This is a genomic window from Phytobacter ursingii (assembly GCF_001022135.1).
Classification (GTDB): domain Bacteria; phylum Pseudomonadota; class Gammaproteobacteria; order Enterobacterales; family Enterobacteriaceae; genus Phytobacter; species Phytobacter ursingii.
The window spans coordinates 4,322,151-4,337,403 of record NZ_CP011602.1 but is presented as its reverse complement, the minus strand read 5'-3'; the positions used below and the strand labels follow the sequence as shown (position 1 = coordinate 4,337,403).

Sequence of the window (15,253 nt, the reverse complement as noted above, 5' to 3'; positions counted from 1 at the left end):
ACATGCCTTTTAAGCCACTGGTGACTGCGGGTGTTGAGCGTATGCTGAATACCTTTTTTTATCGCGAGCGGGCGCTTAAACCTGCCCGTCAGCGGTTACAGGGAAAAGTGTTGCGCATTGCGCTAAAAGAGTTTGCTTCGCCACTGGTGCTGGCCTTTAGTGAACGCCAGGTCGATGTGCTGGGCGAATGGGAAGGCGAGGCGGACTGTACGGTGATGACCCAGCTTCGCGTTTTGCCTGGGCTGCGCGACAGAAAACAGTTAACTGCGCTGATTCGCTCGGGCGAGCTGGAAGTACAGGGCGATATCCAGGTGGTGCAAAATCTTGTTGCGCTCATGGATCTGGCCGAATTCGATGTCGCGGAACTGCTGGCCCCTTATACCGGCGATGTCGCTGCTGAGGGGATTGGCAAGGCGCTGCGTAATGGCGTGTTTCTGGCGCGCCACGTCTTTGAGCGTCAGCAGCGCTATGTGGCAGAAGTGCTTACCGAAGAATGGCGTCTGGCTCCAGGGGCACTGGAAGTGGCCTGGTTTGCTGAAGAAACGGCCGCAATGGAACGTGCGGTTGACGCATTTAGCCAACGCCTGGATAAACTGGAGGGCAAATGACGCCAGGAGAAATACGGCGCCTCTATTTCATCATCCAGACCTTTTTGAGTTACGGCCTTGATGAGCTTATCCCCGTCATGCGCATTACGTTGCCGCTGCGACTCTGGCGGCGCACGCTATTCTGGATGCCCAACCGGCATAAAGAGAAAGCGCTTGGGGTACGCTTACGCCTGGCGTTACAGGAGTTAGGTCCGGTATGGATTAAATTCGGGCAAATGCTCTCTACCCGACGCGATCTCTTTCCGCCGCACATTGCCGATCAACTGGCCATGTTGCAGGACAAAGTGGCTCCTTTCGATGGCGTACTTGCTAAACAACAGATTGAAAAAGCGATGGGCGGTCTGCCTGTGGATGCATGGTTTGATGATTTTGAGATTGAACCGCTGGCGTCTGCCTCCATTGCTCAGGTGCACACCGCGCGGCTGAAAGAGAACGGCAAAGAGGTGGTCATTAAAGTTATCCGCCCGGACATTCTGCCGATTATCAAAGCGGACTTAAAATTGATTTACCGTCTGGCCGGCTGGGTGCCTCGCTTGCTGCCTGACGGGCGGCGTCTGCGTCCGCAAGAAGTGGTGCGCGAGTACGAAAAAACGTTGATTGACGAACTCGATTTGCTTCGTGAATCGGCGAACGCTATCCAGCTGCGACGTAATTTCGACGATAGCCCGATGCTCTATATCCCCGAAGTGTATCCGGACTACTGTAGTCAGAACATGATGGTGATGGAGCGCATCTACGGCATTCCGGTTTCCGATGTGGCGGCACTGGAGAAAAACGGTACCAACATGAAATTGTTGGCTGAACGAGGCGTTCAGGTGTTCTTCACCCAGGTCTTCCGCGACAGTTTCTTCCATGCAGATATGCACCCTGGCAATATTTTTGTCAGCTTTGAACACCCGGAAAATCCACAGTATATCGGTATCGACTGCGGTATCGTCGGGTCGCTGAACAAAGAAGATAAGCGCTATCTTGCGGAAAACTTTATCGCCTTCTTCAATCGTGACTACCGTAAGGTGGCTGAACTGCATGTCGATTCCGGTTGGGTGCCGCCGGATACTAACGTTGAAGATTTTGAGTTTGCCATTCGTACCGTGTGCGAACCGATTTTTGAAAAGCCGCTGGCGGAAATATCGTTTGGCCATGTGCTGCTGAACCTGTTTAACACCGCGCGCCGCTTCAATATGGAAGTCCAGCCGCAGCTGGTGCTGTTGCAAAAGACCTTGCTTTATATTGAAGGTGTGGGACGTCAGCTTTACCCACAGCTTGATTTATGGAAAACGGCGAAGCCGTTCCTTGAATCCTGGATTAAAGATCAGGTGGGTATTCCGGCGCTGTTGAAAGCGGTGAAAGAGAAAGGCCCCTTCTGGATCGAGAAGATGCCAGAACTTCCTGAACTGGTGTACAACAGCTTGCGGCAGGGTAAGCAATTGCAGCATAGCGTTGACAGGATCGCCAGCGAGTTGCAGACAAACCATGTGCGTCAGGGGCAATCCCGTTATCTGTTTGGCATCGGTGCGACGCTGATGTTGAGTGGGACCCTGTTGCTGATTAACCGTCCGGAATGGGGTTTCTCGCCAGGTTGGTTAATGGCTATCGGTTTGTTAGCCTGGATTGTCGGTTGGCGCAAATCTCGCTGATTTTCACATCGCCCCTGGGAGGCACGGTAACGTATACTGTGGCTTGTTTTCATCATCTCCTACAGAGGACTATGTATGGGTGGTATCAGTATTTGGCAGTTGTTGATTATTGCGGTTATCGTCGTGCTGCTGTTTGGAACGAAAAAACTCGGTTCTATCGGTTCCGATTTGGGGGCATCGATCAAAGGCTTTAAAAAGGCCATGAGCGACGATGACAAGCAAGACAAAGACAAATCTGCAGAGGATGCGGATTTCACTGCTAAATCGCTTGCTGATAAGCAAGAGGACGCGAAGAAAGATGAAAAGCGTCACGACAAAGAACAGGTGTAATTCGTGTTTGATATTGGTTTTAGCGAACTGTTATTAGTCTTCGTCATCGGCCTGGTCGTACTGGGGCCGCAGCGTTTACCCGTTGCGGTGCGTACGATTGTGGGCTGGATCCGCGCGCTGCGCTCGATGGCGACGACGGTGCAAAATGAACTGACTCAAGAGCTCAAGCTGCAGGAGTTTCAGGACAGCCTGAAGAAAGTTGAGAAAGCCAGCCTGGAAAACCTGACGCCGGAACTGAAGGCTTCAATGGATGAATTGCGTCAGGCGGCCGAGTCGATGAAACGTTCTTATACCGTCAACGATCCGGAAAAGGCCAGCGATGAAGCGCACACTATCCATAACCCGGTGGTGAAAGGCAACGAAGCGCAGCACGAAGGCGTCACGCCGGCAACGGCGGAAGCGCAGGCCAGCGCACCGGAACAGGTTCCTGATATTCAGGATGTGCCCGAGGCGAAAAAAACGGTAACTCAGGCTGCAGAAGCGAAAACGGCTTCTGAGGCGACCCCTTCTTCAAGTGATAAATCCTGAACATGGCTGTCGATGATACTCAACCGCTCATCACGCATTTGATTGAGCTACGTAAGCGCCTGTTAAACTGCATCATTGCAGTTATCGTGATTTTTCTGGCGTTGGTTTATTTTGCCAATGACATCTATCAGATAGTCTCAGCGCCATTGATTAAACAGATGCCGCTGGGCGCGACAATGATCGCAACCGATGTGGCTTCGCCCTTCTTCACGCCGATCAAATTGACCTTCATGGTGTCGCTGATCCTCTCGGCGCCGGTCATTCTCTATCAGGTGTGGGCGTTTGTGGCGCCGGCGCTCTATAAACATGAGCGCCGTCTGATCATCCCCTTGTTGGTTTCCAGTTCGCTGCTGTTCTATATCGGTATGGCCTTCGCCTACTTTGTGGTATTCCCGCTGGCGTTTGGCTTCCTGACACATACGGCACCGGAGGGGGTACTTGTCTCGACCGATATTGCGAGCTATTTGAATTTCGTCATGGGGCTGTTTATGGCCTTTGGCGTCGCGTTTGAAGTGCCCGTCGCTATTGTGCTGTTGTGCTGGATGGGCGTCACTACGCCGCAATCGCTGCGCCAGAAACGACCGTATGTACTGGTAGGGGCATTTGTGGTGGGCATGCTGTTGACGCCGCCGGATGTTTTCTCCCAGACGCTATTGGCTATACCCATGTACTGTCTGTTTGAGGTGGGCGTCTTTTTCGCGCGCTTCTACACGGGTAAGCGTCGTCAGGGTGACGAAGGCGAAGAAGAAACCACTACAGAAGAGTAAATTCAGCCGCCCGTCAGGGCGGTTGTTGTCTGGAGCGCTGTATGTTTGATATCGGTGTGAATCTCACCAGTTCCCAGTTTGCCAAAGATCGTGATGATGTGATGGCCCGTGCGCAGGCGGCGGGTGTCAGCGGCATGCTGCTTACCGGCACTAACCTGCATGAAAGTCTGCAGGCACAGCAACTGGCCAAACACTACCCGCGCTGTTGGTCCACCGCCGGCGTACACCCGCACGACAGCAGTAGCTGGACACAGGAAACGGCAAATACCCTCCGGCAACTCGCCGAACAGCCAGAAGTGGTGGCAATAGGGGAGTGTGGGCTCGATTTCAACCGTAATTTCTCTACCCCCGAAGAGCAGGAACGGGCTTTTACCGCGCAGCTGGCGCTGGCGGCAGAACTTGCTATGCCCGTTTTTTTACACTGCCGCGATGCCCATGATCGTTTTCTGACGCTACTGGATCCGTGGCTTCCTCGCTTGCCCGGCGCGGTGCTGCACTGTTTTACCGGCACATTACACGAAGCGCAGGCGTGCCTGGCTCGGGGTATCTATCTGGGCATTACCGGCTGGGTGTGTGATGAACGACGTGGACTGGAATTGCGCGACGTGGTGCCGCATGTCCCCGCTGACCGTCTGTTTGTTGAAACCGATGCGCCGTATTTACTGCCGCGGGATTTGTCGCCGAAACCGGCATCAAGGCGCAACGAACCCGCGCATCTGGGGCATATTCTGTCCTGTGTCGCTCAGTTGCGCGGCGAAGATGCCCAATGGCTTAGCGACGTGACTAACCAAAACGTGCAGACGCTGTTTGGCATCCGGCTTTAACGTGGGATCAGACTTTACGGAAGTCGGTGTTTTTGATGCTCTGCAGTACCTGTTTATTTAACAGGTTAAGCAGCAACATAGAGCGGGCTTCGCCATCCGGCTCTTTAAAGATAGCCTGTAGACCTTCGAGCGCGCCTTCGGTAATGATCACGCTATCGCCGGGGTACGGCGTTTCAGGGTCGGTAACCCCTTCGGGTTTATACAGGGAAAGCTGGTGAATGACCGTCGAAGGAACCTGCGCCGGACTCGCGCCAAAACGGACAAAGTGGCTAACGCCACGGGTAGCATTAATCGTCGTGGTGTGAATCACCTCGGGATCGAACTCGACAAACAGATAGTTTGGGAATAGCGGTTCGCTCACCATGGTACGTTTACCACGGACCATTTTTTCCAGCGAGATCATTGGCGTCAGGCAGTTTACCGCCTGGCGTTGAAGATGTTCCTGGGCGCGCTGGAGCTGGCCTCGTTTGCAGTAAAGTAAATACCAGGATTGCATAATGTTCTTTTCCGAAAGTTCGGTGAGCAAGCATACCAAAAGCCTAAGGCGATGGCGAAGTTGATTATAACTGGCGACAATACTTACCGTCCTCTTTCACCTTGATTTAACAAAATTACAGCAACGTGAAGATGAACACCGTATAATAGAGCGCTTAGCAAGAGGCCATTATAAACCCCATGAAATACCATGACCTACGTGATTTTCTGACGCTGCTTGAACGGCAGGGCGAATTAAAACGCATTACGTTACCGGTTGATCCCCATCTGGAGATGACGGAAATTGCTGACCGCACCCTGCGCGCGGGGGGGCCGGCGTTACTGTTCGAAAACCCAAAAGGTTACACGATGCCGGTGCTATGCAATTTATTCGGTACACCACGTCGGGTTGCGTTGGGTATGGGGCAGGAAGAGGTAAGCGCCCTGCGAGAAGTGGGAAAATTACTGGCCTTTCTGAAAGAGCCGGAGCCGCCAAAAGGCTTCCGCGACCTCTTTGATAAGCTCCCCCAGTTTAAACAAGTGTTGAACATGCCGACTAAACGGCTGCGCGGTGCGCCTTGCCAGCAAAAGGTGGTGCAGGGCGACGATGTCGATCTCACCAAAATCCCTATCATGCAGTGCTGGCCTGATGATGTCGCGCCGCTGATTACCTGGGGGTTAACCGTTACGCGTGGGCCACAAAAAGAGCGCCAGAATTTAGGCATTTATCGCCAGCAACTGATTGGAAAAAATAAGTTGATCATGCGTTGGTTGTCCCATCGCGGCGGTGCACTTGATTATCAGGAGTGGTGTGCGGCGCATCCGGGCGAACGTTTCCCGGTCTCTGTCGCCCTGGGCGCCGACCCGGCGACCATTCTGGGGGCGGTGACGCCTGTTCCGGATACCCTGTCGGAATATGCTTTCGCCGGGTTACTGCGCGGCACCAAAACCGAAGTTGTCAAATGTCTTTCCAATGATTTAGAAGTCCCGGCCAGTGCGGAAATAGTACTGGAGGGCTATATTGAGCCTGGAGAGATGGCGCCCGAGGGGCCGTATGGTGACCATACGGGTTACTATAACGAGGTCGATAACTTCCCGGTCTTCACCGTCACGCACATTACTCAGCGTGAAGATGCGATTTATCATTCGACCTACACCGGACGCCCACCGGATGAACCCGCCGTATTAGGTGTGGCGCTCAATGAAGTGTTCGTCCCGATTCTGCAAAAGCAGTTCCCGGAAATCGTCGATTTTTATCTGCCGCCGGAGGGCTGTTCTTATCGCCTTGCGGTCGTCACTATCAAGAAACAGTACGCAGGTCATGCAAAACGCGTCATGATGGGTGTCTGGTCGTTCTTGCGCCAGTTTATGTACACCAAGTTCGTGATTGTCTGTGACGATGATGTCAATGCGCGTGACTGGAACGATGTTATTTGGGCGATCACCACCCGTATGGACCCGGCGCGGGACACAGTACTGGTGGAGAACACGCCAATTGATTACCTGGATTTTGCCTCGCCGGTATCCGGACTTGGCTCAAAAATGGGCCTGGATGCCACCAATAAATGGCCTGGCGAAACCGAACGAGAGTGGGGACGCCCTATCAGGAAAGATCCTGACGTGACGGCGCGTATCGACGCCATCTGGGATGAGCTGGCCATTTTTAGTGACGGTAAAGGTGCCTGACGCGCCACCGTTTTTCGCCAGACATTACGACAACGAGTATGAACCCGACAGAGGGAGCGCATGACAACCTTAAGCTGTAAAGTGACCTCGGTAGACGCCATCACCGATACCGTATATCGCGTCCGTTTAGTGCCGGAAGCGGCTTTTTCTTTTCGCGCTGGCCAGTACTTAATGGTAGTGATGGATGAACGAGACAAACGCCCCTTCTCTCTGGCCTCCACGCCGAGCCAGCATGATTTTATCGAGCTGCACATTGGCGCATCCGAATTAAATCTCTACGCCATGGCGGTGATGGACCGCATCCTGAAAGACCGGGAAATTGTGGTTGATCTTCCGCACGGTGACGCCTGGCTGCGTGACGATGAAGAACGTCCGCTGGTGCTAATTGCCGGGGGGACCGGTTTCTCCTACGCCCGTTCTATTCTGCTGACGGCGCTTGAGCAAAACCCAAACCGTGATATCACCATTTACTGGGGCGGACGCGAAGAGAAGCACCTGTACGATCTGTCTGAGCTGGAAGCGCTGTCCGTTGATCACCCGAACCTGCGCGTGGTGCCGGTCGTTGAGCAGCCGGAAGAGAACTGGCGTGGCCGCAGCGGAACCGTACTGACCGCCGTATTGCAGGATTTCGGTACGCTGGCAGAGCACGATATTTATATTGCCGGACGTTTTGAGATGGCGAAAATCGCCCGTGACCTGTTCTGCAATGAACGTGGCGCGCGTGAAGACCGCCTGTTTGGCGACGCATTCGCATTTATTTAAGCCTTTCCGAACACCACCCCTTCCCGGGGGTGGTGTTCAGCAATCACTCATCCACGCTATAGAAATAAACAAACAGCGGCTTATCGTTTTCTAACAGACACATCATCTCTCCTGTCGCGCCTTGCTTTGTTTCGAGGCTTGCCGTCACCCTGGTCGCAACATGCTGGCTACCGATGTTTTCATCGAAACGCTCAATAACCGCGGTGCTGGCGTTCGGTCTGGCGGTTTGTAGTTTCGCATATAATCCCTGATCGTCGGCCTTGAGCTTGTTGAGCCCAAACGTCAGGCAGCGTTGCGCCATCACCTGTTCCTGGCTGACGTCTTTATTGGCCAGTGTGAGCGTAGGTGCCAGAGCAATCAGGCAGGATAACGGCAGAATAATATTCATCATGTATTCCCTTATTGATGGAGTGTTATTTCCATGGGGAGTGTAAGGGATGGTGTGAAGGATAAGAAATAAAAAGCCCGCCCCTGACAGGCGGGAAAACGGCAACTAAATTTACCCCGACATCATTCACACTGCTTTTTTTGTTGGCGGCGGATGGCCGGACCTTACCCCGGTCACAGCGTTATCTGTGTGTCCGGGGATGTGCTCCGTTGCCGCCATGATGCAGCGCGAATTATTCAGGGATGTTATCGTGATTAAACTCGCTCAAATACCGTTGCGATGCCCTGACCCAGACCGATGCACATGGTCGCCAGACCAAACTGGGCGTCTTTGCGTTCCATCAGATTGAGCAGGGTGGTGCTGATACGTGTACCGGAACAACCCAACGGGTGACCGAGCGCGATCGCGCCGCCGTTAAGGTTGATCTTCTCGTCAATCTGCTCCATTAGCCCCAGATCTTTAATGCATGGCAGGATCTGCGCGGCAAACGCTTCGTTCATCTCGAACAGGTCGATGTCGCTGGTAGTCAGACCCGCTTTTTTCAGCGCCAGTTTCGATGCCGGAACCGGGCCATAACCCATAATGGACGGATCGCACCCGACGACAGCCATGGAGCGTACGCGCGCACGTGGTTTCAGACCCAACTCGCGGGCACGGCTTTCACTCATGACCAGCATTGCCGATGCGCCGTCGGAAAGGGCGGAAGAGGTTCCTGCGGTCACCGTGCCGCTAACCGGATCGAACGCCGGTCTTAAGGCCGAGAGCGCCTCAACGGTGGTTTCCGGGCGGATAACTTCGTCATAATTAAATTGCTTTAACACGCCATCGGCATCATGGCCGCCGGTGGGGATGATTTCGTTTTTAAATGCCCCGGACTGCGTGGCGGCCCAGGCGCGGGCATGAGAACGCGCGCCAAATGCGTCTTGCATTTCACGGCTAATGCCGTGCATCCGTGAGAGCATCTCGGCGGTAAGCCCCATCATTCCCGCGGCTTTTGCCACATTACGGCTCATGCCCGGATGAAAATCCACGCCGTGGCTCATGGGAACATGGCCCATATGCTCCACGCCGCCAACAAGGCACACCTGCGCATCGCCGGTCATGATCATGCGGGCAGCATCGTGTAACGCCTGCATTGAAGAACCACACAGGCGGTTAACGGTGACTGCCGGAACCGAATGGGGGATCTCCGCCAGCAGCGACGCATTGCGGGCAATATTGAAACCCTGCTCCAGAGTCTGCTGTACGCAGCCCCAGTAGATATCGTCAATCGCAGAGGCGTCCAGCGCCGGGTTACGCGCCAGCAGGCTGCGCATCAGGTGCGCGGAGAGATCTTCCGCGCGCACGTTGCGAAATGCGCCGCCTTTTGAACGGCCCATCGGGGTGCGAATTGCATCGACAATGACAACCTGTTCCATTGTGACTCCTTAAGCCGTTTTCAGTTCGCCTGCCGGACGAGCAGGTTCAACCGGGGGATAATACGCCTCGTTCTGGCGCGCTTTCTCGCGCAGCCCGGCCGGGACTTCATAGAGCGGGCCAAGGTGCTGGAACTGATGCGCCATATCGAGATATTTTGCGCTGCCAAGCGTGTCGAGCCAGCGGAATGCCCCGCCGTGGAACGGAGGGAAACCGAGACCGTAGACCAGCGCCATATCGGCTTCTGCCGGACTGGCGATAATGCCCTCTTCCAGGCAGCGCACTACTTCGTTGACCATCGGGATCATCATGCGGGCGATGATCTCATCGTCGCTAACGTCGCGCTTCGGCTGGCTAACCTCTGCCAGCAGGCCATTCACCTCGGTATCGTCTTCTTTCTTCGGTTTACCTTTGCTGTCTTCTTTATAGCGCCAGAAGCCAAGACCATTTTTCTGCCCGAAGCGACCGGCATCGAACAGCGCGTCGATAGCATCGCGATAATCTTTCTGCATCCGCTGGGGAAAGCCCGCCGCCATGACGGCCTGAGCGTGATGTGCCGTGTCGATACCGACCACATCCAGCAAATAGGCCGGGCCCATCGGCCAGCCAAAAACTTTCTCCATGACTTTATCGACTTTGCGGAAATCCGCGCCGTCGCGCAGCAACTGACTGAAACCTGCAAAGTAGGGGAACAGCACGCGGTTGACGAAGAAACCGGGGCAGTCGTTCACTACAATCGGCGTTTTGCCCATTTTGCTGGCCCACGCCACCACTTTGGCAATGGTTGCGTCGGAGGTTTTTTCTCCGCGAATCACTTCAACCAGCGGCATACGGTGTACCGGGTTGAAGAAGTGCATCCCACAGAAGTTTTCCGGGCGCTTGAGTACGCTTGCCAGCTCGGAAATGGGAATGGTGGAGGTATTTGAAGCCAGAACGGTATCCGGGCGTACTTTGTCTTCGGTTTCCGCCAGTACAGCTTTTTTAACTTTCGGGTTTTCAACAACCGCTTCAACCACGACGTCGACGCGCTCAAATCCGGCATAGTCGAGGGTCGGGTGAATCGTGGAAATCACGCCTGCCAGTTTCAGACCGTCGATCTTGCCGCGCTCAAGCTGTTTATTGAGCAGCTTACCCGCTTCACTCATACCCAGCGTCAGCGATTTGTCATTGATATCTTTCATGATGACCGGCACGCCTTTCCAGGCTGACTGGTAAGCGATGCCACCGCCCATGATCCCGGCACCCAGCACGGCGGCCTGTTTTGGCGTCTCAACATCACGGGTCAGTTTTTTCGCTTTGCCTTTCACGTACTGATCGTTGAGGAAGATACCAACCAGTGCGCGGGCTTCTTTACTGTGCGCCAGGGGAACGAAACTTTGGTTTTCAAGCCTCAGGGCTTCTTCACGACCAAAGCGAGCAGCCGCTTCAATGGTTTTAACCGCTGTTATGGGGGCGGGGTAATGTTTGCCTGCTGTCTGCGCGACCATGCCTTTGGCAATGGTGAAGCTCATGGTGGCTTCAATTTTACTTAAGTGCAGCGGCTCCAGCTTCGGCTGGCGCCTGGCTTTCCAGTCGAGATCGCCGTTAATCGCCTGGCGTAAAATCGCCACCGCACCCGCTTTTAATTTTTCCGGCTGAACCACGCCATCAACCAGGCCGATTTTCAGCGCCTCTTCGGCTCCGACATCTTTCCCTGCAGCAATGATTTCCAGCGCACTGTCTGCACCCAGCAAACGTGGCATTCGGACGGATCCGCCAAAACCTGGCATGATGCCCAGCTTTGTTTCCGGCAGACCAATGCGCAGATCCGGCGTCGCGAGACGGTAGTCAGTTGCCAGTACGCATTCGCAGCCACCGCCCAGGGCATAGCCGTTGACGGCAGAAATCGTCGGTACCGGCAAATCTTCCAGGCGATTGAACACGCTGTTGGCAAAGTGCAGCCAGGTACTCAGTTGTTCTGCCGGAACCAGGAACAGAGAGAGGAATTCGGTAATATCGGCACCGACAATGAACGCCGCTTTTTCTGAACGCAGCAGCAGGCCTTTCAAATCCGCTTGTTTCTCCAGCACATCCAGCGCCTGGCCGAGGCTGGCGACGGTTGCTGTGTCTAATTTATTCACCGACCCGGGGGCATCGAACACCAGTTCGGCAATGCCATCTTCCAGCCAGTTAAGATATAGGGTATCGCCTTTGTAGAGCATGTCAGTCTCCTGAATCCAGCAAGGGATCTGGTCATACCAGATGAAGCGGAGTGTGGTTTTTATGTTAATAAATTGCAAATTTATCTTTAAGAAATTGCTAGTTTGATCACGCTCAGTCGAAATCACCCTGCCGGGATCAGGTGTGCTAAGATGCAAAAACTTGAGCTCAAAAAAACAGAAGGAAGAATGATGGACTCACTGGCTGCGCTTTATAAAAATCATATTGTTACGCTGCAGGAACGTACCCGGGACGTCCTGGCCCGCTTTAAACTGGATGCGCTGTTAATTCACTCCGGTGAACTGTTCAATGTCTTTCTCGACGACCATCCGTACCCTTTCAAAGTCAATCCGCAGTTTAAAGCCTGGGTGCCGGTGACACAGGTTCCAAATTGCTGGTTGCTGGTGGATGGCGTAAATAAACCGAAGCTGTGGTTTTATTTGCCGGTGGATTACTGGCACAACGTTGAACCACTGCCCACGTCCTTCTGGACCGAAGAAGTTGACGTCATTGCCCTGCCAAAAGCCGACGGCATTGGCAGCCTGTTGCCTGCTGCTCGTGGCAATATTGGGTATATCGGCCCGGTGCCAGAACGTGCGCTTTCACTGGATTTCGCCGCCAGTAACATCAACCCGAAGGGGGTGATCGATTACTTGCACTATTACCGCGCCTATAAAACCGATTATGAGCTGGCGTGTATGCGCGAAGCGCAGAAAACGGCGGTGATGGGCCATCGCGCGGCGGAAGAGGCATTCCGTTCCGGGATGAGTGAGTTCGATATCAACCTGGCCTATCTGACAGCGACCGGGCACCGCGACACCGATGTGCCTTACAGCAATATCGTGGCGCTCAATGAGCATGCTGCTGTACTCCATTACACCAAATTGGATCATCGGGCACCGGCGGAACTGCGCAGTTTTCTGTTGGATGCAGGAGCTGAATACAACGGCTATGCCGCAGACCTGACGCGTACCTGGGCGGCGCACAGTGATAACGACTATGCCCATCTGGTGAAAGACGTTAACGATGAACAACTGGCGCTGATCGCCACGATGAAAGCAGGTGTTAACTACACCGAGTATCACCTCCAGTTCCATCAACGCATCGCGAAGTTACTGCGCAAACATCAAATAGTGAATGATATGAGCGAAGAGGCGATGGTGGAAAATGACCTGACCGGGCCGTTTATGCCGCACGGTATTGGTCACCCGTTGGGTCTGCAGGTACATGATGTCGCGGGTTTCATGCAGGATGACAGTGGCACGCATCTGGCGGCGCCGTCCAAATATCCTTACCTGCGCTGCACCCGTATTCTGGAGCCGCGTATGGTGCTGACGATTGAACCGGGGATCTATTTTATCGAATCCCTGCTGGCACCGTGGCGTGAAGGCCCGTTCAGCAAACACTTCAACTGGCAGAAAATCGAGGCGCTTAAACCGTTCGGCGGCATTCGTATCGAAGACAACGTGGTTATTCATGAAAACAGCATCGAAAACATGACGCGTGATTTGAAACTGGCGTAATGGATAGCTGGCTGATACCGGCAGCGCCGGTCACCTTCATTGAAGAGATCAAGAAAAGCCGTTTTATCACCTGCCTTGCGCATACTGAGGGTGTGGAAGCGGCGAAGGCGTTTGTCGAGTCAGTGCGCGCGGAGCACCCGGATGCGCGGCACCACTGTGTGGCCTGGGTAGCCGGGCCGCCGAATGATTCGCAGCAACTGGGTTTCTCTGATGATGGTGAACCGGCGGGCACGGCAGGTAAACCGATGCTCGCTCAGCTCATGGGTAGCGGAGTTGGCGAGGTGACCGCTGTGGTGGTGCGTTATTACGGTGGCGTGCTGCTGGGAACTGGCGGTCTGGTTAAAGCTTACGGTGGTGGCGTAAGCCAGGCACTTGCGCAGATGACGACGCTGCGCAAGACGCCATTAACCGAATATACTTTGCAGTGTGAATATGGGCTGTTAACCGGAATTGAAACATTGCTTGGGCAGTTTTCCGGCAAGATTGTGGCGAGTGAATACGAGGCGTCTGTTCGACTTCGGGTGGCGCTTCCCCAATCTGAACAGGCCGCGTTTTCAACAAAACTTGCTGATTTCAGTCGTGGTGCGTTGCAATTACACAAGATTGAAGAATAATCCCCACCTAATTTTTGCGTACCTAAGGAAGCGGCAGAGATGCATTTTCGTGCCATAACCCGAATTGTTGGACTTCTGATCATTCTCTTTTCCGGGACGATGATTCTGCCAGGGCTGGTTGCACTTATCTATCGTGATGGCGCAGGAAGGGCATTCACACAGACATTCTTTGTCGCGCTGGCGATAGGCTCCCTGCTGTGGTGGCCTAACCGCCGTGAAAAGAGTGAGCTGAAATCGCGCGAGGGCTTTCTGATCGTTGTGCTGTTCTGGACCGTGCTGGGGAGTGTGGGGGCGCTGCCCTTTATCTTCTCTGAAAGTCCAAACCTGACGGTAACGGATGCCTTTTTCGAATCGTTCTCCGGTTTAACGACGACGGGGGCCACCACGCTGGTGGGGCTGGACTCGTTGCCTCACGCGATTCTCTTTTATCGCCAGATGCTGCAGTGGTTTGGCGGCATGGGAATCATTGTGCTGGCGGTGGCTATCCTGCCTATTCTGGGCGTCGGGGGGATGCAGCTCTATCGCGCTGAAATGCCAGGGCCCTTAAAAGATAATAAAATGCGCCCGCGTATTGCCGAAACGGCGAAGACGCTCTGGCTCATTTATGTATTACTGACTATCGCCTGTGCGCTGGCGTTGTGGTTTGCCGGTATGCCCGCTTTCGATGCGATTGGGCACAGCTTCTCAACCATCGCGATTGGCGGTTTTTCGACGCATGATGCCAGTGTGGGTTACTTCGATAGCCCGACGATTAATACCATTATTGCCATCTTCCTGCTGATCTCCGGCTGTAACTATGGTCTGCACTTCTCTTTACTCAGCGGTCGCAGCCTGAAGGTGTACTGGCGCGATCCTGAATTTCGTATGTTCATCGGCGTGCAGCTGACGCTGGTGGTTATCTGCACCGTGGTGCTGTGGTTCCATAATGTCTACAGTTCGGCGATGACGACGCTCAACCAGGCTTTCTTCCAGGTGGTGTCGATGGCGACAACCGCAGGCTTTACGACCGACAGTATCTCTCGCTGGCCATTATTCCTGCCGGTGTTATTGCTCTGCTCAGCCTTTATTGGGGGTTGTGCGGGCTCCACGGGGGGCGGCCTGAAAGTCATTCGTATACTGCTGCTGTTTAAACAGGGTAACCGTGAGCTAAAACGTCTGGTGCACCCCAATGCGGTATATAGCATCAAACTGGGGAATCGCGCGCTGCCGGAGCGTATCCTTGAAGCGGTATGGGGCTTTTTCTCCGCCTATGCCCTGGTGTTTATTGTCAGCATGCTGGCGATCATTGCGACCGGCGTGGATGACTTTTCCGCATTCGCTTCTGTCGTGGCGACGCTCAATAACCTGGGGCCGGGACTTGGCGTAGTGGCGGATAACTTCGCCAGCATGAACCCAATTGCGAAATGGATCCTGATTGCCAATATGCTGTTTGGTCGTCTTGAGGTCTTTACCTTATTGGTACTGTTTACGCCGACCTTCTGGCGCGAATAAGGGAGC

15 protein-coding genes are annotated in these 15,253 nt (G+C 54.1%); 11 read left to right on the top strand and 4 right to left on the bottom strand.

Going from position 1 to position 15,253, the window contains the following annotated elements; genetic code table 11:
* The first annotated feature begins 2 nt into the window (after positions 1–2).
* From ubiJ to tatD, 6 genes are all read left to right on the top strand, one after another.
* The gene (ubiJ, locus tag AB182_RS23985) at positions 3–608 is read left to right on the top strand and encodes a ubiquinone biosynthesis protein UbiJ (protein WP_047372276.1); all 606 of its coding nucleotides are present in this window, start codon (positions 3–5) and stop codon (positions 606–608) included.
* The gene (gene ubiB, locus AB182_RS23980) at positions 605–2,245 is read left to right on the top strand and encodes a ubiquinone biosynthesis regulatory protein kinase UbiB (protein ID WP_047372275.1); all 1,641 of its coding nucleotides are present in this window, start codon (positions 605–607) and stop codon (positions 2,243–2,245) included. The genes ubiJ and ubiB overlap by 4 nt, the downstream gene beginning before the upstream one ends.
* A 75-nt stretch (positions 2,246–2,320) precedes the next feature.
* On the top strand, positions 2,321–2,575 hold the full coding sequence (gene tatA / locus AB182_RS23975) for a Sec-independent protein translocase subunit TatA (protein WP_047372274.1): 255 nt from the start codon (positions 2,321–2,323) through the stop codon (positions 2,573–2,575).
* A gap of 3 nt (positions 2,576–2,578) precedes the next feature.
* On the top strand, positions 2,579–3,103 hold the full coding sequence (tatB, locus tag AB182_RS23970) for a Sec-independent protein translocase protein TatB (RefSeq protein ID WP_047372273.1): 525 nt from the start codon (positions 2,579–2,581) through the stop codon (positions 3,101–3,103).
* A gap of 2 nt (positions 3,104–3,105) precedes the next feature.
* The gene (gene tatC / locus AB182_RS23965; RefSeq protein ID WP_047372272.1) at positions 3,106–3,870 is read left to right on the top strand and encodes a Sec-independent protein translocase subunit TatC; all 765 of its coding nucleotides are present in this window, start codon (positions 3,106–3,108) and stop codon (positions 3,868–3,870) included.
* Positions 3,871–3,911: 41 nt separating this feature from the next.
* Positions 3,912–4,694 (top strand): 3'-5' ssDNA/RNA exonuclease TatD, encoded by a 783-nt coding sequence (gene tatD / locus AB182_RS23960; RefSeq protein ID WP_047372271.1) that lies wholly within the window; start codon positions 3,912–3,914, stop codon positions 4,692–4,694.
* A 7-nt stretch (positions 4,695–4,701) separates the two neighbouring features.
* Here the strand turns inward: tatD and rfaH are convergent, their stop codons facing one another.
* Positions 4,702–5,190: a transcription/translation regulatory transformer protein RfaH gene (rfaH, locus tag AB182_RS23955; protein ID WP_047372270.1), complete on the bottom strand. Its 489-nt coding sequence runs from the start codon at positions 5,188–5,190 to the stop codon at positions 4,702–4,704.
* A 170-nt stretch (positions 5,191–5,360) separates the two neighbouring features.
* Here rfaH and ubiD point away from each other — a divergent pair, with 170 nt between their 5' ends.
* Together ubiD and fre are read left to right on the top strand one after the other, a co-directional pair.
* Positions 5,361–6,854 (top strand): 4-hydroxy-3-polyprenylbenzoate decarboxylase, encoded by a 1,494-nt coding sequence (gene ubiD / locus AB182_RS23950; RefSeq protein WP_120785424.1) that lies wholly within the window; start codon positions 5,361–5,363, stop codon positions 6,852–6,854.
* 60 nt (positions 6,855–6,914) lie between these two features.
* Positions 6,915–7,616, top strand: coding sequence for an NAD(P)H-flavin reductase (gene fre, locus AB182_RS23945; protein WP_039077066.1), 702 nt, complete (start codon positions 6,915–6,917; stop codon positions 7,614–7,616).
* Between the two features lie 43 nt (positions 7,617–7,659).
* Here the strand turns inward: fre and AB182_RS23940 are convergent, their stop codons facing one another.
* The 3 genes from AB182_RS23940 to fadB all read right to left on the bottom strand — a co-directional run bounded on the left by AB182_RS23940 (position 7,660) and on the right by fadB (position 11,621).
* Positions 7,660–8,007 carry a hypothetical protein gene (locus tag AB182_RS23940; RefSeq protein WP_139153722.1) on the bottom strand — a complete coding sequence of 116 codons (348 nt, stop codon included), beginning with the start codon at positions 8,005–8,007 and terminating at the stop codon, positions 7,660–7,662.
* 251 nt (positions 8,008–8,258) lie between these two features.
* A complete protein-coding gene (gene fadA, locus AB182_RS23935; protein ID WP_039077067.1) occupies positions 8,259–9,422 on the bottom strand; it encodes an acetyl-CoA C-acyltransferase FadA in 1,164 nt (387 codons plus the stop codon).
* Positions 9,423–9,431: 9 nt separating this feature from the next.
* Positions 9,432–11,621: a fatty acid oxidation complex subunit alpha FadB gene (gene fadB / locus AB182_RS23930; RefSeq protein WP_047372267.1), complete on the bottom strand. Its 2,190-nt coding sequence runs from the start codon at positions 11,619–11,621 to the stop codon at positions 9,432–9,434.
* A 189-nt stretch (positions 11,622–11,810) separates the two neighbouring features.
* On the opposite strand from fadB, the gene pepQ reads away from it, so the two are divergent.
* The 3 genes from pepQ to trkH are packed head-to-tail and all read left to right on the top strand — an operon-like array spanning position 11,811 to position 15,247.
* The gene (pepQ, locus tag AB182_RS23925; RefSeq protein ID WP_047373422.1) at positions 11,811–13,142 is read left to right on the top strand and encodes a Xaa-Pro dipeptidase; all 1,332 of its coding nucleotides are present in this window, start codon (positions 11,811–11,813) and stop codon (positions 13,140–13,142) included.
* Positions 13,142–13,756 carry an IMPACT family protein gene (locus AB182_RS23920; RefSeq protein ID WP_047372266.1) on the top strand — a complete coding sequence of 205 codons (615 nt, stop codon included), beginning with the start codon at positions 13,142–13,144 and terminating at the stop codon, positions 13,754–13,756. Before pepQ ends, AB182_RS23920 begins: the two co-directional genes overlap by 1 nt.
* A 39-nt stretch (positions 13,757–13,795) precedes the next feature.
* Positions 13,796–15,247, top strand: coding sequence for a Trk system potassium transporter TrkH (trkH, locus tag AB182_RS23915; protein ID WP_047372265.1), 1,452 nt, complete (start codon positions 13,796–13,798; stop codon positions 15,245–15,247).
* Positions 15,248–15,253: the final 6 nt, after the last annotated feature.

Coding starts and splice junctions, on each gene's coding strand:
- ubiJ (WP_047372276.1), top strand. CDS start 3: ATGCCTTTTAAGCCACTGGTGACTGCGGGTGTTGAGCGTATGCTGAAT.
- ubiB (WP_047372275.1), top strand. CDS start 605: ATGACGCCAGGAGAAATACGGCGCCTCTATTTCATCATCCAGACCTTT.
- tatA (WP_047372274.1), top strand. CDS start 2,321: ATGGGTGGTATCAGTATTTGGCAGTTGTTGATTATTGCGGTTATCGTC.
- tatC (WP_047372272.1), top strand. CDS start 3,106: ATGGCTGTCGATGATACTCAACCGCTCATCACGCATTTGATTGAGCTA.
- tatD (WP_047372271.1), top strand. CDS start 3,912: ATGTTTGATATCGGTGTGAATCTCACCAGTTCCCAGTTTGCCAAAGAT.
- rfaH (WP_047372270.1), bottom strand. CDS start 5,190: ATGCAATCCTGGTATTTACTTTACTGCAAACGAGGCCAGCTCCAGCGC.
- fre (WP_039077066.1), top strand. CDS start 6,915: ATGACAACCTTAAGCTGTAAAGTGACCTCGGTAGACGCCATCACCGAT.
- AB182_RS23940 (WP_139153722.1), bottom strand. CDS start 8,007: ATGATGAATATTATTCTGCCGTTATCCTGCCTGATTGCTCTGGCACCT.
- fadA (WP_039077067.1), bottom strand. CDS start 9,422: ATGGAACAGGTTGTCATTGTCGATGCAATTCGCACCCCGATGGGCCGT.
- fadB (WP_047372267.1), bottom strand. CDS start 11,621: ATGCTCTACAAAGGCGATACCCTATATCTTAACTGGCTGGAAGATGGC.
- pepQ (WP_047373422.1), top strand. CDS start 11,811: ATGGACTCACTGGCTGCGCTTTATAAAAATCATATTGTTACGCTGCAG.
- AB182_RS23920 (WP_047372266.1), top strand. CDS start 13,142: ATGGATAGCTGGCTGATACCGGCAGCGCCGGTCACCTTCATTGAAGAG.
- trkH (WP_047372265.1), top strand. CDS start 13,796: ATGCATTTTCGTGCCATAACCCGAATTGTTGGACTTCTGATCATTCTC.